16 protein-coding genes are annotated in these 19629 nt (G+C 71.4%); 12 read left to right on the top strand and 4 right to left on the bottom strand.

All coding sequences use genetic code 11. The features are described from left to right. Positions 1-142: 142 nt before the first annotated feature. The 9 genes from fabD (at position 143) to ACZ3YO_RS22930 (ending at position 8920) form a co-directional block, all read left to right on the top strand. A complete protein-coding gene (fabD, locus tag ACZ3YO_RS22890; RefSeq protein ID WP_465572207.1) occupies positions 143-1240 on the top strand; it encodes an ACP S-malonyltransferase in 1098 nt (365 codons plus the stop codon). A gap of 54 nt (positions 1241-1294) precedes the next feature. Continuing rightward, positions 1295-2554 carry a hydroxymethylglutaryl-CoA synthase family protein gene (locus ACZ3YO_RS22895; protein ID WP_465572209.1) on the top strand — a complete coding sequence of 420 codons (1260 nt, stop codon included), beginning with the start codon at positions 1295-1297 and terminating at the stop codon, positions 2552-2554. Further along, a complete protein-coding gene (locus tag ACZ3YO_RS22900) occupies positions 2542-3324 on the top strand; it encodes an enoyl-CoA hydratase/isomerase (protein WP_396323111.1) in 783 nt (260 codons plus the stop codon). The genes ACZ3YO_RS22895 and ACZ3YO_RS22900 overlap by 13 nt, the downstream gene beginning before the upstream one ends. 3 nt (positions 3325-3327) lie before the next feature. Then, positions 3328-4071 (top strand): polyketide synthase, encoded by a 744-nt coding sequence (locus ACZ3YO_RS22905; RefSeq protein ID WP_396323110.1) that lies wholly within the window; start codon positions 3328-3330, stop codon positions 4069-4071. A gap of 13 nt (positions 4072-4084) precedes the next feature. After that, the gene (locus ACZ3YO_RS22910; protein ID WP_396323109.1) at positions 4085-4330 is read left to right on the top strand and encodes an acyl carrier protein; all 246 of its coding nucleotides are present in this window, start codon (positions 4085-4087) and stop codon (positions 4328-4330) included. Then, positions 4311-5567, top strand: coding sequence for a beta-ketoacyl synthase N-terminal-like domain-containing protein (locus ACZ3YO_RS22915; protein ID WP_465572212.1), 1257 nt, complete (start codon positions 4311-4313; stop codon positions 5565-5567). Before ACZ3YO_RS22910 ends, ACZ3YO_RS22915 begins: the two co-directional genes overlap by 20 nt. Positions 5568-5631: 64 nt before the next feature. Next, entirely contained in the window at positions 5632-6597 is a 966-nt protein-coding gene (locus ACZ3YO_RS22920) for an acyltransferase domain-containing protein (protein ID WP_465572215.1), read from the top strand. A 49-nt stretch (positions 6598-6646) separates the two neighbouring features. Next, positions 6647-7555 carry an SDR family NAD(P)-dependent oxidoreductase gene (locus ACZ3YO_RS22925; protein WP_396323106.1) on the top strand — a complete coding sequence of 303 codons (909 nt, stop codon included), beginning with the start codon at positions 6647-6649 and terminating at the stop codon, positions 7553-7555. A 96-nt stretch (positions 7556-7651) separates the two neighbouring features. Next, positions 7652-8920: an acyltransferase family protein gene (locus ACZ3YO_RS22930; RefSeq protein WP_465572219.1), complete on the top strand. Its 1269-nt coding sequence runs from the start codon at positions 7652-7654 to the stop codon at positions 8918-8920. A 102-nt stretch (positions 8921-9022) separates the two neighbouring features. Here ACZ3YO_RS22930 and ACZ3YO_RS22935 read toward each other — a convergent pair whose 3' ends face one another. Together ACZ3YO_RS22935 and ACZ3YO_RS22940 are read right to left on the bottom strand one after the other, a co-directional pair. Beyond that, positions 9023-9697: a 4'-phosphopantetheinyl transferase family protein gene (locus ACZ3YO_RS22935; RefSeq protein WP_465572221.1), complete on the bottom strand. Its 675-nt coding sequence runs from the start codon at positions 9695-9697 to the stop codon at positions 9023-9025. Between the two features lie 131 nt (positions 9698-9828). Further along, the gene (locus ACZ3YO_RS22940; RefSeq protein WP_465572224.1) at positions 9829-11034 is read right to left on the bottom strand and encodes an alpha/beta hydrolase family protein; all 1206 of its coding nucleotides are present in this window, start codon (positions 11032-11034) and stop codon (positions 9829-9831) included. A 346-nt stretch (positions 11035-11380) separates the two neighbouring features. Between ACZ3YO_RS22940 and ACZ3YO_RS22945 the strand changes: the two genes are divergently transcribed. Next, positions 11381-12691: a cytochrome P450 gene (locus ACZ3YO_RS22945; RefSeq protein WP_465572227.1), complete on the top strand. Its 1311-nt coding sequence runs from the start codon at positions 11381-11383 to the stop codon at positions 12689-12691. 45 nt (positions 12692-12736) lie between these two features. Here ACZ3YO_RS22945 and ACZ3YO_RS22950 read toward each other — a convergent pair whose 3' ends face one another. Further along, positions 12737-13183 (bottom strand): SRPBCC family protein, encoded by a 447-nt coding sequence (locus ACZ3YO_RS22950; RefSeq protein WP_465572229.1) that lies wholly within the window; start codon positions 13181-13183, stop codon positions 12737-12739. A 522-nt stretch (positions 13184-13705) separates the two neighbouring features. On the opposite strand from ACZ3YO_RS22950, the gene ACZ3YO_RS22955 reads away from it, so the two are divergent. Both ACZ3YO_RS22955 and ACZ3YO_RS22960 read left to right on the top strand, forming a co-directional pair. Next, the gene (locus ACZ3YO_RS22955; protein ID WP_465572452.1) at positions 13706-15739 is read left to right on the top strand and encodes a HelD family protein; all 2034 of its coding nucleotides are present in this window, start codon (positions 13706-13708) and stop codon (positions 15737-15739) included. 342 nt (positions 15740-16081) lie between these two features. After that, positions 16082-17587: a cytosine permease gene (locus tag ACZ3YO_RS22960; RefSeq protein WP_465572231.1), complete on the top strand. Its 1506-nt coding sequence runs from the start codon at positions 16082-16084 to the stop codon at positions 17585-17587. Positions 17588-17764: 177 nt separating this feature from the next. Here the strand turns inward: ACZ3YO_RS22960 and ACZ3YO_RS22965 are convergent, their stop codons facing one another. After that, positions 17765-19483, bottom strand: coding sequence for a PKD domain-containing protein (locus ACZ3YO_RS22965; protein WP_465572234.1), 1719 nt, complete (start codon positions 19481-19483; stop codon positions 17765-17767). Positions 19484-19629 lie beyond the last annotated feature (146 nt).

Below are 19629 nucleotides of genomic sequence, written 5' to 3' on the forward strand. Positions count from 1 at the left end.
CGCGGGCATTTCCGGGACGGGCCGGTAAGGGGCAGCGCGCTCGGCGCCCCGGCGCACCACATTCATCGCAGCACGAGCAGTCGAGCGGTCGAGCGGTCGAGCAAGCATCGCCAACACACCGAAAGACGAGAAAGGGTTCTCCATGCGGACGTACGTCTTCCCCGGGCAGGGATCGCAGCGGAAGGGAATGGGCGGCGCGCTGTTCGACGAGTTCGAGGACCTCACCCGGGCCGCCGACTCGATCCTGGGCTACTCGGTCAAGGCCCTCTGCCTGGAGGACCCCGAAGGCCTGCTCAAGCAGACCGAGTACACCCAGCCCGCGCTCTACGTGGTCAACGCCCTCTCCTACTACCGCAAGCTCCGGGAGACCGGCCTGGTCCCGGACTTCGTGGCCGGTCACAGCCTCGGCGAGTTCAACGCGCTGCTGGCCGCCGAGTGCTTCGACTTCGAGACCGGCCTGCGGCTGGTGAAGAAGCGCGGCGAGCTGATGGCCCAGGCCACGGGTGGCGGCATGGCGGCCGTCCTGAACGCCTCCGAGAAGGAGATCAGAACCGTCCTGGAGCAGAACGACCTCACCTCCGTCGACCTGGCGAACTACAACACGCCGTCGCAGATCGTGATTTCGGGCCTGGTCGAGGACATCAGGGCCGCGCAGCCGCACTTCCAGACGGGCAATCACCTCTTTGTCGCGCTGAACACCAGCGGCGCCTTCCACTCCCGCTACATGGAGCCGGCCCGGGCCGAGTTCGCGGAATTCCTCGCCGGCATCCCCTTCTCCGAGCTCCGGATTCCGGTCATCTCGAACGTGACCGGTAGGCCGTACGAGAACGACCTCGTCAAGGAGAACCTGGCGAAGCAGATCGTCAGCTCGGTGCGGTGGACCGACACCGTGGAACACCTCCTCGGTTACGAGGGAATGGAGTTCGAGGAGATCGGGCACGGCGACGTCCTCACCAAGCTGGTGAAGAAGATCCGTCGCGAGATCCCGAACCCGGCCCGGCACGCGGCGCCCGCCGCCAAGCCGCTGCCGGCGGCGAGGCCGCGCCCGACGGCGGCGGACCTGGTCCGGCAGTGGAACGAGGCGCACCCGGTCGGGACCCTCGTGAAGTCCACCGCCGGCGACTACGGAGACCTCCGGACCGCGACCGAGGCGACCGTCCTCTTCGGTCACCGGCCGGCCGTCTACATGAACGGCTACCGGGGCTACTTCGATCTCACCGAAATCGAGCCCGTCCACTAGGTCCTGCGCAGCGAACCGGCCCGAGCAGTCCAGTAAGCCCCAGGGAGAGAAAAGATGACGACCGTCGGAATCGAAGCGATGAACGTCTTCGCCGGCACCTGCCAGGTCAACGTGGAGAAGCTGGCGATCCACCGTGGACTCGACACCGCGAGGTTCGACAACCTCCTCATGAAGGAGAAGACCGTCGCGCTGCCGTACGAGGACCCGGTGACGTTCGGTGTCAACGCGGCGAAGCCCATCATCGACGCGATGTCCCCCGAGGAGCGGGACCGCATCGAACTCGTCATCACCGCGACCGAGTCGGCCTTCGACTTCGGCAAGTCCATGAGCACGTACTTCCACAGCCTGCTCGGACTCAACCGCAACTGTCGTCTCTTCGAGATCAAGAACGCCTGCTACTCGGGCGTGGCGGCCCTGCAGATGGCGGCCAACTTCATCCTCGCGCAGACCTCCCCGGGCGCGAAGGCCCTGGTCATCGCCACCGACATCACGCGCTTCATGGTGGCCGAGGGCGGCGACGCGCTGTCCGAGGACTGGTCCTTCGCCGAGCCGAGCGGCGGCGCCGGCGCCGTGGCGATGCTCATCAGCGACACCCCGAACGTCTTCCAGATCGACGTCGGCGCCAGCGGCTACTACGGTCACGAGGTGATGGACACCTGCCGTCCGCTCGCCGACAGCGAGGCGGGCAACGCGGAGCTGTCGCTCCTCTCCTACCTCGACTGCTGCGAGAACGCCTTCCTGGAGTACCAGCGGCGCGTCGGCGACGTCGACTTCGTGAACAGCTTCGGCTACCTGGCCTTCCACACCCCCTTCGGCGGGATGATCAAGGGCGCGCACCGCAACCTGATGCGCAAGTTCGTCAAGGCGCGCCCGGCGGCGATCGAGGAGGACTTCCAGCGCCGGATGCACCCGGGGCTGACGTACTGCCAGCGCGTCGGCAACGTCATGGGCGCGACCACGATGCTCTCGCTCGCCAGCACCATCGACAACGCGGACCTCTCCAGCCCCCAGCGCGTCGGCGTCTTCTCCTACGGATCCGGCTGCTGCTCGGAGTTCTTCAGCGGCGTCGTCCGCCAGGAGAGCCAGGACCACGTGCGCCGCTTCGACATCGAGAAGCACCTGGACAAGCGCTACGAGCTGAGCATGCCCGAGTACGACATGCTGCTCCGGACCAACCACGCCGTGAAGTTCGGCACCCGCAACGCCGTGCTCGACACCGGCATCGTGCCCGAGGCCCGGAAGACGCTCGGCAGGGAACTCCTCTTCCTCAAGCGGATCAACGAGTTCCACCGGGAGTACGAGTGGCTCTCCTGAACACCGCGGAGTTCGAGACCGTCAAGGTCAGGTTCCAGGACGAGATCTGCTTCCTCCAGCTCCACCGGCCCGACGCCGACAACGCGATCAACCGCCGGCTGGTCGAGGAGTGCACCGCCGTGGTGCGCCACTGCGAGGAGCACGCCAAGATCCTCGTCCTGGAAGGCCTGCCCGAGGTGTTCTGCTGGGGCGCCGACTTCCGGGAGCTGGGCTCCCAGGAGAGCGGCGGCCACGAGAAGTCGCACGCCGAGGCCCTGTACGACCTCTGGCTCGCGCTGGCTCTCGGCTCGTTCGTCTCCATCGCGCACGTCCGCGGCAAGGTCAACGCCGGAGGCCTGGGCTTCGTGGCCGCCTGCGACATCGTCGTGTGCGAGGAACGGTCGGTGTTCAGCCTCTCGGAGCTGCTCTTCGGCCTCATGCCGGCGTGCGTCCTGCCGTTCCTGATCAGGAAGGTCGGCCCGGCCAGGGCCAACTACATCACGCTGACCACCCAGCCGTTCACCGCCCGGCAGGCGGTGGAATGGCAGCTGGTGGACGCCGGCGAGGAGAACAGCGGCAACCTGCTGCGCAAGCACATCCTGCGCCTGCGCTACCTGCCCAAGACCGGCATCACCCGCTACAAGAAGTACCTGCGCAACCTCGACGACATCCTGCTCCCCTCCCGGGAGAAGGCCGTCGAGGCCAACCGGGAGGTGTTCTCCGACCAGGAGAACCTGCAGAAGATCGCGCGCTACGTGAACACAGGGAAGTTTCCCTGGGAAGGGGAGTAGGACATGCCGGGCGCAGCCGTCGACTACACCCAGCTCGGACCCTCCGTGGTCCGGATCACCATGCAGGACAAGGAGCACAAGAACACCTTCTCCGACGAGCTCATCATCGGCCTGAGCGACGCCTTCGGGAGGGTCAAGGCCGACGAGCGGTGCAAGGCGGTCATCCTCACCGGCTACGGCACCTACTTCGCCAGCGGCGGCCGGAAGGAGAGCCTGCTGCAGATCCAGGACCGGCAGATCAGCTTCACCGACTCCGACATCTACGGCCTGGCGCTGGACTGCCCCGTTCCCGTCATCTCCGCGATGCAGGGCCACGGCATCGGCGGCGGCTTCGCGATGGGGCTCTTCTCCGACTTCGTGATCCTCAGCCAGGAGAGCATCTACACCACCAACTTCATGCGGTACGGCTTCACGCCGGGCATGGGGGCGACGCTGATCCTCCCCAAGAAGCTCGGCTTCAGCCTCGGCGAGGAGATGCTGCTCTCCGCGAAGACTTACTACGGCCGCGACCTCAAGGAGCGGGGGATTCCCTTCCCCGTCCTCCCGCGTGCCGAAGTGCTGCCCTACGCCGTCGAGTTGGCCGAGACCCTGGCCGAGAAGCCGAGGCTCTCGCTGATCACGCTCAAGGACCACCTGGTGGCCGAGCTGCGCGCGGAGCTTCCGCGCTACATCGAGCGCGAGGTGGCCATGCACGACAAGACCTTCCACCAGCCCGAGGTCCGCGACCTCATCACCTCCCAGTACTAGGAGAGCCGACAACATGTCGAACCAGGACGTCTTCAACCTGATCGTCGAGCACACCCGCGAGGTCATCCCGGAGCTGGAGGAGCACACCTTCGACCCGGCGGACTCGCTGAAGGACCTCGGCGCCAACTCCATCGACCGGGCCGAGATCATCATGATGACGCTGGAGTCGCTGGAGGTCAGCATCCCGCTGTCCGAGCTGGCGAACGCGAAGAACATCGGTGACCTGGCGGGGCTCATCCATGGCAAGTCGAACTCCTGACACCCGCGATATCGTCGTCACCGGCCTCGGCGTCACCAGTGCGGTGGGGCAGGGCAAGGACGACTTTGTCGCCGCACTCCTCGGCGGCCGCCACGCCTTCGGCACGATGCGGCGTCCCGGCCGGCAGGTGCCGCCTGCCCCGGCCGGCCGGGACGGTGCCGAACAGGCCTTCCTGGGTGCCGAGATCGTCACGCTGACCACGCCCGCGGCCATCCCGGCGCGGGTGCTGCGGACGGCCTCGCTGTCCTCGCAGGTGGCCCTGGCCACCCTCGACGAGGCATGGCACGAGGCCGGACTGGACGACGTCGACCCGCGCCGCATCGGCCTGGTGATCGGCGGGTCCAACGTCCAGCAGCGGGAGCTGACGCAGCTGCACGCCCGCCACGCGGACCGCCCCGAGTTCCTGCGTCCCACGTACGGCATGGCCTTCATGGACACCGACCTGTGCGGGTTCTGCACCGAGGCCTTCCCGATCCGGGGCTTCGCCCAGACGCTGGGCGGAGCCTCGGCCAGCGGGCTGCTCGCCGTGCTCCAGGCGGTGCGGGCGGTGCAGTCGGGCCAGGTGGACGTCTGCATCGCCATGGGCGCGCTGATGGACCTCTCGTACTGGGAGTGCCTGGCGTTCCGGGCGATGGGCGCGATGGGGTCGAGCCGCTGGGCCGACGACCCGGCCGCCGCCTGCCGCCCGTTCGACCGGGGCCGGGACGGCTTCGTCTTCGGCGAGGCCTGCGGCGCGGTCGTGGTCGAGCGGGCGGGTGCCCGCCGGCACCCCGCGCCGTACGCGCGGTTCCTCGGCGGCGCCACCGCGATGGACGGCAACCGCAACCCCAACCCCTCGTTCGACGGTGAAGTCGGTGTCGTACGGGCGGCGTTGGCGGAGGCCGGTCTCCCGGCGTCCGCGGTGGACTACGTCAATCCGCACGGCACCGGATCGCCCACCGGGGACGACACCGAGCTGCGGGCGCTGCGCGAGTGCGGCCTCACCGGGGCGCGTATCAACGCCACCAAGTCGATCACCGGGCACGGGCTGAGCGCGGCCGGCGCCGTGGAGGTCGTCGCCACGCTCCTGCAGATGCGCGAGCAGAAGCTGCACCCCACCCGTAACCTGGCCGACCCGGTGGACCCGTCGTTCCACTGGGTGCGCGAGCAGGCGGAACCCTGGTCGTTCGAGACGGCCGTCAGCCTCAGCATGGGCTTCGGCGGGATCAGTTCGGCGATCTGCCTGCGGAAATGCTGACCGCGGCGGCGCTCCGGAACGCCGCAGTCCCGCCCACGACCGACACCCCTTGGAAGCACCGGCGATGACCAAACCCACTGTGTTCATGTACTCGGGCCAGGGCTCCCAGTACTTCCACATGACCCGCGAGCTGTACGAGCAGCACCCGCGCTACCGGCTCTGGCTGGACCACTGCGACGAGATCGCCTCGCCGATCCTCGGCAAGTCGCTGCTGGACACCGTCTTCGACCCCGGCCGCCGGAAGAGCGACCCCTTCGACTCGCTCGCGGACTCCAACGCCGCGCTGCTCTGCGTCGAGTACAGCCTGACGCGGGTCGTGCAGGAGCTCGGCTACCGGGCGGACTTCCTGCTCGGCTACAGCCTGGGGGAGATCACCGCGGCCGTGGTCGCGGAGGTCTTCCCGCTGGAGCTCGGCATCTCCTTCGCGGTGGACTTCGCGCACCTGCTCGCCGAGCGGACGCCGCGCGCCGGCATGCTGGCGATCGTCGGCCCGCCGGAACTCCTGGACACCCACGCCGCCCTGTTCGCCGGCTGCTGGGTGACGGGCCGCAACTTCGACGGCAACTTCGTGGTCAGCGGGCACGCCGCGCAGATCGACGGACTCCAGGCCGCCCTCAAGCGCGAGGGCGTGCTCTGCGAGCGGCTGCCCGTGAACTGGGGCGTGCACACGGAGCTCATCGACCCCGTCGGGGCGGAGGTCCGCGGCCTCCTCGGCGGCCTGGACTTCGCGCCGCCGCAGATCCCGATCGTCTCCTCCACGGCCGCCGGGCCGGTCGACGCCGTGACGGCCGACGGGATCTGGGCCGCCATGAGAAATCCGGTGGAATTCGCGCGGACCATCGGGAAAATGACCGCCGAGACCGACGCGACCTTCATCGACCTCGGACCCAGCGCCACGCTCGCGACCTTTGTGAAGTACCTCCTTCCGCCGGGCAGCGGCTCTGTGCAGACCAGCACCATCAACCGTTTCGGAAACAACCTGAAATCGATGAGCGATTTTCAGGAGCAGACGGCCTCGACAAGAGGCTGACGGCCTCGGACCGAGGCCGATCATCGGAGTCCTGGAGGAGAACCCGGTCATGGCAGCGCAGAGCAGCGCAATCAGAATCTACAAGGACGCCACCGCGATCATCACGGGCGGCGCGTCGGGAATCGGCCGCGCACTGGCGGAGGACCTCGCCGCCCGCGGCTGCGAGGTGGTCCTGGCCGACCTCCAGCTGGAGCAGGCCGAGGAGACGGCCGCCCGGATCAGGGCCGCCGGCGGGAAGGCCACCGCGGCCCGGCTGGACGTGACCGACCACGCCGAGTTCGCCCGGCTGGTCAAGGACACGGTCGCGCGGACCGGGCGCCTGGACTACCTGTTCAACAACGCCGGCATCAGCCACGGCATGGGCGCGGGTGCCCGGCACTACCGGATCGAGGACTGGCGCCGCGTCATCGACGTCAACCTCGGCGGCACCGTCAACGGCGTCCAGGCCGCGTACAACGTGATGATCGACCAGGGCTTCGGCCACATCGTGAACACCGCCTCCATGGCGGGCCTGGTCCCGAGCCCCGGCACCACGTCCTACGTGACCACCAAGCACGCCGTCGTCGGCCTCTCGCACAACCTGCGCGCCGAGGCCGCGCAGCTCGGCGTGCGGGTCAGCGTGCTCTGCCCGGGCGTCATCCGGACCCCGTTCATCGAGGGCGGCGCATACGGCCGCGAGGTCGAGGGCGTGACCGGCGAGCAGACCAAGGAGATGTGGGAGGAGAAGAAGCCCATCTCTCCCGAGGAGTTCGCCAAGAAGGCGCTCGACGCGGTCGCCAAGAACCAGGGCGTCATCATCGTCCCCGGATTCTGGAAGCTGTTCTGGTGGCTCTTCCGCATTTCCCCGTCGTTCTGCCTCAACATCGCGACGAAGAACTTCAAGGACCTCGGACGGAGCACCGCCTCCGGCGGTCCTCGCCGTGCGGAGAGCGCCGCATCGGCCGCACCGGAAAAGTAACGCCGGGTTCTCTTCGGCACGTACCGCCTTTCCACTGTCCGACGCGACCGATTCTTCCGCGAGGAAATCATGAAACAACAGAGTAGTAGCCCGTCGGTGGCCATTCCTGCGCAGGCTGCGGCTCCCCCGAAAGCGCCCTCCGAGCGGTACCACGGCCTGGACGCGCTCCGCGGCTTCGCGCTGCTGCTCGGTGTGCTGCTGCACGCGACGCTCGCCTTCATCCCCGGGTTCACCTACACCGGCTGGCCGATCGTCGACAACTCCCCGAGTTCGCCGCTCGCCTTCGCCTACTTCGTCATCCACCTCTTCCGGATGCCGGTGTTCTTCCTGCTGGCCGGCTTCTTCGGCCGGATGCAGTACCGGCGGCTGAAGGCGCGCGGGTTCTTCAAGGAGCGCAGCAAGCGCATCCTGCTGCCGCTGCTCTTCGGCACCCTGCTGGTGCTGCCGATGAACGTGATCCTGATCGCCGTGGTGCTCGGGATCAAGGACCCGGTGACCAGCCTCGTCCCGGCCCGGGCGATCGTGCCCATCCCGCTGGCGCACCTCTGGTTCCTCTGGGTGCTGTACTGGCTCTACGTGGCGGTGCTCGTCGGGCACAAGCTGCTCGGCCTGTTCCGCAAGGGCGGGGCGTCCTCCCCGGAGGGCGGCGCCGTGGAGCGGGCAGTCGGCTGGGTCTGCGCCCGCGGCCTCGAACCGGTCGTGCTGGCGCTGCCCGTCGCGGTCTGCCTCTACTTCTTCGACCAGTGGCACCTGTGGGAGGGTCTGCCCACGCCCAACACCGACCTGGTGCCGCAGCTGCCGACCATCGTCGGCTACGCGGTCGCGTTCTCGTTCGGCTGGTACCTGCAGAAGAACCCCGGGACCCTCCAGGGCTGGCGCCGCCGCTGGGTCGCGTACGTCGCCGCCGCGGCCGTCGTGACCGTCGCCACGGCCGCCCTCGGCGGCTTCGACCCGGAGTCCTCGCTGGTCACCGTCGACGGTCACGCCGCGCTGGAGCCGCTCACCGGTACGACCAAGCTGCTCTGCGCGCTGGGCTACGGGCTGGCGGGCTGGCTCTGGACGCTCGGGCTCGTCGGTGCCGCGCTGCACTTCTTCGCGGACTTCAGCCCGGTCCGGCGCTACATCGCGGACGCCTCGTACTGGATCTACATCATCCACATGCCGCTGGTGATGGCCCTCCAGGTCGTGGTGCGGGACTGGCCGGTGCACTGGGCGCTCAAGTACCCGCTCATCCTGGCCGTCGCGCTGCCGATCCTCTTCCTGAGCTACCACTACCTGGTCCGCTCGACCTGGATCGGGAAGATGCTCAACGGCCGGCGCTACCCGCGGACCCTGCCCGCCGACCCGGCCCGGGCCCAGGGCTGATCCTCCCGGCCGATCGCACGCCGATCGCAGGCCGATCCTCCGGGCCGCTGCCGACAGGCAGTGGCCCGGAGCCGTCTCCGCGCCGAGTCACCGCCGGAGCCGTCACTGCCCGGAGTGTCGCTCCAGTGCGATCGCGGTGACGACGAGACCGCCGCGGCAGAGCCACCGGCCGCTGAACCCCTCCAGGTGCCTGCCCCCGGCGCTCACCCCCGGGACGAGCAGTCGCGCCGAGAACGTACCCGCCTCCGGATCGAACCCCAACTCCGCCTCCGAGAAGTCGAGTTCGCGCGCCGCCAGCGGATACCAGGTCTTGAACACCGCCTCCTTGGCGCTGAACAGCAGCCGGTCCCAGCAGACGTCCGGCGCTGCGGCCGCCAGTTCGCGCAGCCGGGCGCGTTCCGCGGGCAGCGAGACGAACTCCAACAGGTCGTCCGGAAGCGGCTCGTTGGGCTCGGCGTCGATGCCCAGCCCCAGGTAGTCCGACGCGCGGCCCACGGCGGCGGCCCGGTACCCGGCGCAGTGGGTCATGCTGCCGACGACGCCCGCCGGCCACTGCGGCGCACCCCGCGTCCCCGCCACCAGCGGCGCCGCCGCGACCCCCAGCCCGTTCAGGGCCCGCCGCGCGCACATCCGGACGGTGGCGTACTCCCGCCGCCGCTTCGGCACGGCGAGCGCGACGGCGGCGGCCTCCTGCGGGTACAGCGCGGCGAGGGCCGCCTCGTGGTCGGTGAACGCGTGCGCCGTACCGGCGGGCGGGGGTATCAGTTCCTCGATCACGACGCTTCCGCGGTCTCCTCGTTGTCACGGACGGACCCGCCCCGGAGTCTTCCGCCCGCCGTCGAGCGGCGTCAACCCCGGGACCGGCGCGGGGACCGCGGCGCGGGGCGTGGGCGCCGCGGTCCGTCGCCTCACGGAAGGAACTGCACTTCGGGGAAGGCAGAGGACGGGCCGTCGAGGAGGTGTCCTCGGCGGTGCCGCAGGTGCAGGTCGAAGAACGCGAGCGGGTAGGCCTGCTGGATCCGCACCGCCCGGACCGGATCGAGGGTGCCGATCCCGCCATGCAGCTGCTCGTCGCTGATTCCGGCCGACTTCGCCAGCTGCGGGAGCAGCACCTGGTTGTCGCCGTACGAGCTGTGGACCGCGCCGTCGGCCTGGACGTTGAGCCGCCATCCCCGCAGGTGCGACCAGAACCCGGCGACACTGGGCTCCTGAGCACGGGTGAAGTGGGCGGTCATCATCATGAACGGCCGGTCCAGATCGGCGGTGATCATCGGATCCATCGGGCCGTCGAGGCTCAGCCCGGCCCTGACCCGCTGGTCGTCGATCATGACGCGGGCGGTCGCCGTCCCGCCCTTCGACGCGCCGAACATGCCGATGCGGCGCAGGTCGAGGGCGCCGGCCAGGCCGGCCGGCAGCGGCCGGTGCCCGGCATCGGGATTGCGCCCGGTGGCGAGGTCCTCGATCCGGTCGAGGACGAACCTGATGTCCGTGGCGAAGTCCGCCGGGCCCAACGAGTGTTCCGGGTCCCTGAGCGGGGCGATGATCCGCCCGTCGGGGAACTCGGCGAACGTGTCGTGCGTGTGAGCTACCGTCACGACGACGTACCCGTGGCTGGCGAGCTCCTGAACCACGATGGTGTTGTCGGCGCGGTGGTCGTGCGCGCCGTGCGAGAACACGACGACGGGCAGTCCGCAGCCCGTCCGCGCGACCGGAGCGCCCTCGCGGCCGGCCGTCAGCGGCGAGAGTGCGGCGTCGGCGGGGAGCCCCGCGGACGCCAGGTACGCCCGTAGACTGCCGGCGGTCATCCAGGGCGCCGCCGGATACCGCCCGACGTCCCGGGCGGGGTACCACACGCTGGCCATCAACTCGCGGAAGCGGCCCGGTCCGGCCACGGGATCCGGGCGTGAGGAGTCGACGAGGTGCAGCGACACCGTGCCCACCGGGTGCGGTCCGGTGGGCGCGGGGAGGGTGAGCCGTACCGGGCCCGACGCGGCCGGAGCCGCCCACGCCGGGCGTGCGACTCCCAGCGGCACGGTGATGCCGGCCGCCAGTACCGCCCCCATCATGTGACGTCGTGTCAGTTGCTTGCGGCCCGTAAGCGGCGTGGTGGTCATGGTCTCTCCCTGGGTCTCCCGGGCCGGTGCGGCCCATGGTTCTCGATCTTCGGATGTGCCCGTGGTCGCGCACCGGTGCGCAGCCCGAGGGGTGTGCCGTTCGGTCGAGCCCCGCCCGTGCCACTCTCCGGACGAAGGAGGCCCCTGGCGGATGATCACCACCTGCGCACGGATGGAATGCTGGCATGCGCCGCGCCCGGGGGCATCCGGCCGCCGGATGATCCACCGCGCGCCGTCGGCCTGCAGGCGTACGCCCGTAGGCTGACGCGGTCCCGGCAGACGAGCTCCGGTCCACTCATGGCGGCATCCTGGTGCGGGGCCGGGCGCTGCCGTACGGTACGTCGGCGTGACGCTCGACCAAGCGAACGTGAACCGGATCTTCCTCCCCGGGACCTATGCCGACGGGGTGCCGTACGGGCTCTTCCGGGAGCTGCGGACGGCCGCCCCGGTGTGGTGGGTCGAGGAGCCGGCGGTGGGCAACTGGCCCCCTGGGCCCGGCTACTGGGCGGTGCTGCGGCACGCCGACGTGAAGCACGTGCTGCGCAGCCCCGAACTGTTCTCCTCGCACCTGGGCGCGACCCAGATCCGGGACCCGGACTCCGCCACGGACCTCGAGTTCGCCCGCACGATGATGCTCAACCAGGATCCGCCGGATCACTCCCGGCTGCGCCGCATCGTCGCGGGGGCGTTCACTCCGCGCGCCCTGCGCGAGTTGGCCGCCGGCATCGAGCAGCACGCGGCGGACGCCGTCCGGCAGGTGCGTGCCCAGGGTGAGACGGACGTCGTCCGGCTCGTCGCCGACCTGCCCGTGCGGACGCTCGCCTGGATCATGGGGGTGCCGGACCGGGACCGGCAGCTGCTCCAGGACTGGGCGAACCGGGTGATCGGCTACCAGGACGCGGACTACGCCCACTCCAGCACCACCGACCCGGCCCACCTCACCGACCTCGGCCGGGCCGCGCTCGCCCACCGCCCCACCACCTGGACCACCCCGGACGGCCGCCCGGTCAACCCCCGCTCCCGCGCCGCCCTCGCCGACATGTTCGCCTACGCCCACGCCCTCGCCGAACGGCCGCGCCCCGGAAGCCTGTTGGCGCGGATGCGGGAGGGCGGGCTGAGCGCCGCGGAGTTCGAGACCATGTTCTTCCTGTTCGCGGTCGCCGGCAACGAGACGGTCCGCAACGCCCTGCCAGGGGGCCTGCATTCGCTGCTGACCCACCCCGGGCAGTACCGGCTGCTGCTGGAGCGGCCGGAGCTGACCGCCCCGGCCGTCGAGGAGATGCTGCGCTACTGGCCGCCCGTGCTGGACTTCCGGCGCACCGCCACCCGGGACGTCGAGCTGGGCGGGCGGCGGATCCGGCGCGGGGAGAAGGTGGTGGTCTACCACGCGTCCGCCAACCGGGACGAGAGCGTCTTCCCCGACCCGGACCGCTTCGACCTCACCCGCACCCCGAACGACCACGTCAGCTTCGGCCACGGCCCGCACTTCTGCGTCGGCGCGCAGCTGGCGCGCCTGCAGATGACGATGATGCTCCGGCACGTCCTTACCGAACTGCCCGGGCTGGCGTTGGCCCCGGGCGCGTCACCCGACCGGCTGGTGTCGAACTTCCAGAACGGTCTCAAGCGACTGCCGGTCCGGTGGCAGCCCCGCCGCTGACGCGTGGCCGGTCCTCTGGCGCGGGTCCCGGCGGCAGCCTCGCCTTCACCGGCTGGACAGGGCGGTGGCCGCGGCGTCGAGGATGGTGCGGAAGGCGCGGGTGATGAGCGGCCGGGCGAGCAGGCGGGTCAGCGGGGCGCCGAGCAGGGGGAGGGGGATCTCGGCGCGGGTGGTCCACCGGACGTGGGTGCCGCCGGCGACCTCGGTGAAGGTCATGCGGCCGAGTTCGTGGCGGGACGGCGGCAGGCTCCGTTCGACGACGTACTCGGTGGCGTACGGCGGGTCGTAGTGGGTGATGCGCTCGCTGAACCAGCCGATGAGCCAGAGGTGGCTGCGGACGGCGCCGACGCCGTAGGGCGCGTCCTGGCCGCGCCGTGCCAGGCGGCAGCGCAGCACCAGCGGTGAGGCCGTGTAGTTGGTGGTCGTGGTGAGCCAGGTGAACACGTCGTGGACGGGGGCGTGGATGACGCGTTCGACGGTGATGGTTTCCATGGTGGCTGTCCTCCTCGGCCGGGCGGGCGGGGCGCCGGGTCCTCCTCCGGGCGCGCCAGGGAGACGACCCGCACCGGTGAAGCGTGACCGCCTCTCGCCGTGACGTGCGCCATAGTCGCGAGGCCCTCCAGTCCGTGGGGCGGTTCCCGTGCGGGGCGGAGGAAGTCGCCCAACTACCCTGTGGGGAAAGAATAGTGATCGCACGTCATCTTTTTGCCGAGGTCTTCACTCCTCCGGTCGTGGTCGGCGGGCCGTGGCTGTCCGGTGCCGCGGCGGGGCGGACGGACCGCCGGTGGGCGGCTGGCCGGCGAGGTGTGCAGGCGCCGGCCGGACGGTCTGACCGACCTTCACTTTGCCGACCTGCGGCGGCAGTAGCTCTCGAGGCCAGGGTGCGAGACGTAAGTCAAGCCTTACTTTCGAAGAGGTTTGGCCGCATAGTGGTGGCTCGAACTTGAGAGGGGCCCTGATTTGTCGCAGGTCAACGTTGGTGCCGCGGGTGTCGTGGAAGCGGAGCGGGCCGAGGTGTCCGCCGTGTACGGGCTGCTCGAGCAGCGGCTCGCCGGTGCGCGGGCGGAGCTGGTCCAGGTGCTGGCGGCGCCGGCCGAAGGTGCGAGCGAGTCGTACGAGCGGGAGCTCGCCGCCGGGCGGCTGACCAGCGAGGTGCGCCGGCTGGAGGGGGCGCGGGAGGGGCTGGTGTTCGGCCGGATCGACGCCGGGGACGGCTTCTCCCTGCGGATCGGCCGGATCGGCCTGCACGTGGACGAGAGCGACCTGCCGCTGCTGGTGGACTGGCGCGCGGACGCCGCCCGCCCGTTCTACGAGGCGACCGCCGTCCACCCGATGGGCCTGCGGCGCCGGCGTCACCTGCGGATGGCGCAGGGCTCGGTCGTCGGCGTGAGCGACGAGCTGTTGGACGGCTCCGCCCCCACCGACGAGGACGTCGTCGGCGACAGCCCGTTGGCCGAGGCCCTCCAGGCGCGGCGCACCGGCCGCATGGGTGCGGCGGTCGCCACCCTCCAGGCCGAGCAGGACGCCATCGTGCGGTCCCGGCACCGGGGGGTGACGGTGGTTCAGGGCGGGCCCGGCACCGGAAAGACGGTGGTCGCGCTGCACCGGGCCGCCTACGTGCTGTACGCGTTCCCGAAGGCCGCCGAGCGAGGCGTACTGGTGCTCGGGCCGAACGCGCGGTTCCTCGACTACATCTCCCAGGTGCTGCCCTCGCTCGGCGAGAACGACGTGGTGCTGGCGACCTGCGCGGAACTGGCCGGCGTCGAGCCCGGCGCCGTGGAGCCGGCCGGGGCGGCGCGCCTGAAGGGCGGCGCGGTGCTGGCCGAGGCCCTGGCGGGCCTGGTGCGCGCGCGGCAGGCACCGGAGGGCGGGTTCGCCGTGCGGGCGGGCCAGGAGTGGGTGCGGCTGGACGACGAGGAGGTGGCCAGGGCCAGGGACGCCGCCGCCCGCCTCGACCTGGGCCACAACCGCGCCCGCCAGGTGTTCAAGGAGCTCCTGGCCGACGCCGTCACGGACGCGATGGAGCGCGGCGCCCTGGAGGCGCTGGAACTCATCGACGCCCAGGTGCTCCAGCTCACCGGCATCGACCTCGACCGCGTCGCCGCCTCGGACCTGCGCAACCTCGGCCTGGAGGGCGCGCCCGCCCCGGACCCCCAGGACGAGTTCGACGCGGACGCCGTCCGGGCCGGCCTGCTGGACGATCTCGGTGTCGAGCGGGCGGTGGAGGAGCTCTGGCCGCACCTGCTGCCCGAGGACGTCGTCCGCGACCTGCTGGGCAGTGCCGACCTGCTCGCCCGGTACCTGCCGCAGCTGACCGACGAGGAGCGGGCCGGTCTGCTGCGCGCCCCGGACGCCCCGTGGACCGACGCCGACGTGCCGCTCCTGGACGAGGCGGCCGCCCTGGTCCACGGCGCGCCGGAGCGGGTGTACGGGCACGTGGTCGTCGACGAGGCGCAGGAGTACACCGCCATGCAGTGGCGGATGGTCGGCCGCCGGTGCCCGGCGAGGTCGATGACGCTGGTCGGCGACTTCGCCCAGGCGGGCCCGGCGACGACCGCGCGCGGCTGGGAGGAGGCGCTGGCCCCGCAGTTCGGCACACGGTTCGCCCTGCACACCCTGACCGTCAGCTACCGCACCACCGAGGAGATCCTGGCCGCCACCCGGGAGCTGCTCGCCGAGATCGCCCCCGGCCAGACCCCGAGCCGCTCGATCCGCCACGGCGATGCGCCCCGCACCCTCACCACCGCTCCGGACGCCCTCACCGCCGCGCTCGCCGCGGAGCTGGATGCCCAGGCACTGGCGCACCCCGGCGAACTGGCCGGCGTGATCTGTGCGGACGCCAGGATCCCGGAGCTGGCCGCCGCGGGTATCGCCGACCGGGCGCGCCTGGTCCCGGCCTCCCAGGCGCGCGGCCTGGAGTTCGACACCGTCCTGGTCGTCGATCCCGCGGAGATCACCGCGGCCCGCCCGGGCGGCGAACGGGATCTCTACGTCGCCCTGACCCGGCCCACCAAGCGGCTCTGCACGGTCACCGTCACGCTTGCGTGACCCGGCCGGAGCGGCGCGGCCCGGCCCGGGCGTGTCTGTCGGGCGGCGCGGCCCGGTCAGCGGGCGCTGCGCGGTCATGCGGCCCGGCCCGGCCATGCGGCGCCGCCCAGCCGGGGGGCGCTGCGCGGTCGGGCGGGTACGCACGGTGGGCCTGTGCGCCGCCGGCCGTAGCACCCGACAGCTCTGCCGGGCCGCCCGGAGCCGCGCTGTGGAGGATCGGACGGTGTTCCCGCGTGCCGCCGGCACGAAGCATGGATGGGTTGGCGCGGCCCGGTCCGCGCCGGCAGCCAGTGGCGATCCCCTCCCCGTTCCGCCGCTGCGAGCACCAGGAAGACGATGCACATGTCCCAAGCCCCGTCCGCCGGCGGCCACGCGCTGATCGAACAGCACGGCGTCGACACCATCCCCGAGGCCGAGCGCACCAGTACGCCACGTGATGTGCTGTCCATCCTGGTCGGCTCGAACCTCGCGTTCGGCGTCGTGGTCTTCGGCTGGCTCCCGGTCTCCTTCGGCCTCTCGTTCTGGGCCGGTGCCACCTCCCTGGTGCTCGGCACCGCCCTCGGCATCGCGCTGACCGCGCCGCTGGCCCTGGTGTCGCTGCGCACTGCCACCAACCTGTCCACCAGTTCCGGTGCCTTCTTCGGCGTCCGCGGGCGGCTGCTCGGCTCGGTGATCGGGCTGCTGCTGTCGCTGGGCTACACGGCCCTGGCGCTCTGGGTCGGCGGCGACGTGGTGGTCGGCGCGCTCAACCGGATGCTCGGGCTGCCCGCAGGCGGCGTATCGTACGTGGTGACCTACAGCGTGCTGGCCGCGCTGAGTGCGACGGCGGCCGTCTTCGGCTACCAGCTGTTGCTCAGGATGGAACGCGTGCTGATGTGGGCCATGGGCGCCCTGCTGCTGGCCGGCCTCTTCGCCTTCGCCCCGCAGTTCGACGGCTCCGCGCACGGCGAGTACCTGCTCGGCGGCTTCTGGCAGACCTGGCTGCTGGCGGTGGTCGCCGCCGGGCTGAGCGGCCCGATCGCATTCATCACCCTGCTCGGCGACTACACGCGCTACGTCTCCCCGGCCAGGCACAGCGGCGGGCGGGTGCTCTGGGCCACGGCCGCCGGGCTCTTCCTGGGCCTGCTGATCCCGCAGCTGTTCGGCGCCTTCACCGCCGTCGCCACCGGTGCGGGCAACGACTACGTCGGCAGCCTGATCAAGGGCGCCCCGTTCTGGATCCTGCTGCCGCTGCTGCTCAACGGCCTGCTCGGCAGCGCCGGCAACACCGGCCTGATGCTCTACAGCATGGGCCTCGACCTGGACGCCATCCTGCCGCGCGCGACCAGGCGGCAGGCCACCTACGTGGTCGCGGCGACGGCGACCCTGCTGGTCTTCCTCGGCCACTTCGTCTGGAGCGCCCAGTCCGCGGTGACCTCCTTCGTCCTCGTGCTGACCGCGATCGGCACCCCGTGGGCGGTCATCACCCTGATCGGCCACCGGCGCTGCCGCGGTGACTACGACCGGCAGTCGCTGCAGGTCTACAACCACGGCACCCGCGGCGGCATCTACTGGTACCGCGCGGGCTGGAGCGTCCCGGCCGCCGTCGCCTGGGCCGCCGCGAGCGCGGTCGGACTCTGCGCCGTCGACACGCCCGTCTACCGGGGCCCGCTGCTGCCGCTGACCGGCGGCATCGACCTCAGCTTCGTCCTGTCGGGCGCGCTCGCGGCGGCGCTCTACGTGCTGCTGTCGCGGTCCTCCCGAGGCCGCGCGGCCCGGCCGGCGGCCCCGGTGACGGGCGCCGGCGCCGTGGCGGCGCCGGGCTCCCCCGCCCCGGCTGCTCCCGCCCCGGCCTCGCTCGACCGCTGAGCGCAGCGGCGCCGGCCGGGAGCCGGACCTCTCCGGACCTACCGGCACCACCGGCCCGGGGAGCCGGCCCCGGGCCCCGACCGCTCACCCCTGCGCTCCGGGGCCGGAACGCACCGGCCGCCCGGCCCAGGAGGGGCGGGCGGCCGGTACGCGCCGCCGCACGGTGCGGGTGGGGCGTCAGTTCTTGTCGTACATGCCGATCAGGTCGACGATCAGGTCGGTCGGCTGCCAGCCCCGGTTCCACACGTCGACCATCGAGGTGGTGCCGGTGCTCGCCTGGACGAGGTTCGCGACGGTGGCGTCCTTCGTCCAGTTCAGGACGGAGGAGTCCGGCGGGGTCGGCCGGACCGCCGTACCGTGCATGTAGTCGTTGATCGTGTTCGGATCCGGGGCGACCGAAAGGTGTCCGCTGCCCTGCGGGTTGGTGACGGTCGTGTTCAGGACGACTGCTTCGAGCGCCATGCCGGACGCCCCCATGAGCATGTTGCGGTAGTCCTGGCCGGCGAGCGGCCAGGGGTACGGCGTCCGCGAGTCACTGAGACGCTGGGGCTCGACCGGCAGGTAGGCGGCCTTGCCGTCGGCGCTGTAGTAGCCGGTGACGTCCACGATCACGTCGGCCGGGTCCCCGGCGTTGTTGCGGACGTTGATCCTGCCGTCCGGTCCGACCGGCACGATCACCGCGTTGGCGACCGTCTGTCCGGCGGTGAAGTTCACGCTCGACGTGGACGGCGCCTGCTGACCGCTCGGGAAGACCGTCAGGTTCCCGGCGCCCTGCGGGTCGGTCACCGTGACGTTGAGGGCCACGGCCGTCACGCCCTGGGCCGGCAGCCCGCCCTGGCCGGCGATCTGGACGCCGAAGGTGGTCTGGGCGGCGGCCTGGCCCTTGGCCGAGCCCAGCCCCTCCCGGGTGTCGACCAGCCGGGACGGCTTGACGGAGGTGTAGCCGTCGGCAGCCGAGCGGGTGAAGTAGCCCGTCACGTCGGCGATCAGGTCCACCGGGCCCGCGCTGCGATTGGCCAGCTCGACGTACCCGTCCTCGCCGACCGGCACGATCGCCAGGTTCGGCACCGTCTGTCCCGCCGCGAAGTTGACGTTCGAGGTGGCCGGCTGCGCCTTGCCGGAGGCGTACGCGATGACGTGCCCGGCCGCCGAGGTATTGGTGGCGGTGATGTTCAGGGCCACGGCGGTCACCCCGGCCGGGATGCCGGCGTTGCCGGCGATCTTCACCCGGGTCGTGGTGAGCGGGGCGACGGGGCCGCCGGCCGAGGTGCCGGTGCCGTTGCGGGTGTCCAGCAGCCGGGTGGGCGCGTGCGGGGTGAACTCGGAGCCGTCCACCGTGATGTCCTTGGTGGTGACGGAGGTCGTCTTGGTGAGCAGGTCGGTCGCCGTGACCGTGATCTTGTGGGCGCCGGCCTTGGCGTACCTGTGCTTGAAGTGCGCGAAGTCGCTGGCGGGGCCGAGGTCCTGGTCGGTGGTGCCGTCACCCCAGTCGACGTCGTACTGGACGCTTCGACCGGCCGGCTCCAGGTCGGTGTTGACGGTGGTCGCCAGGATGATGCTGTGCGCGTAGGTGTTGTAGGTGCCCACGCCGACGTCGAAGTGCGAGCTCTGTGCGCGTGCCGACGAGCCCGGTCCGTCCGGCGCGCTCTGGGCATCGGCGGTCTTGGCCCTGGCGCCCCGCGCCGTGGCGTCCTTCGCGGCGGCGCTCTCGGCCGCCTTCCGCCCGGCCGCCTCCTGCGTGTCGGGGTTCTGGGCGGAACCGGCCCCGGCCCCCGGGGTGGCGGTCGCTGCCCCGCCGGGGTTGACGGACGGACCCGCGGCCTGCGCCGTGGCGGGTACGAAGCCGACGGCTGCCGCGACGACGGCGGCGGCGATCATGATGCGGTGACGGTGCACCGGCCCCCCAATGCTGAACGTGTTCACAAAATTAGTGATCAGACTATATGTCTGGTGGTTCACGTCCGACGGGGCATTTCCGCTCCATGCGGCGTCCCCGTGAGCGGCGTGTCCGTGGGGGCGCGACCGGCGATCCGCCGGGCCGG

Source organism: Kitasatospora sp. NPDC022785, assembly GCF_055561295.1.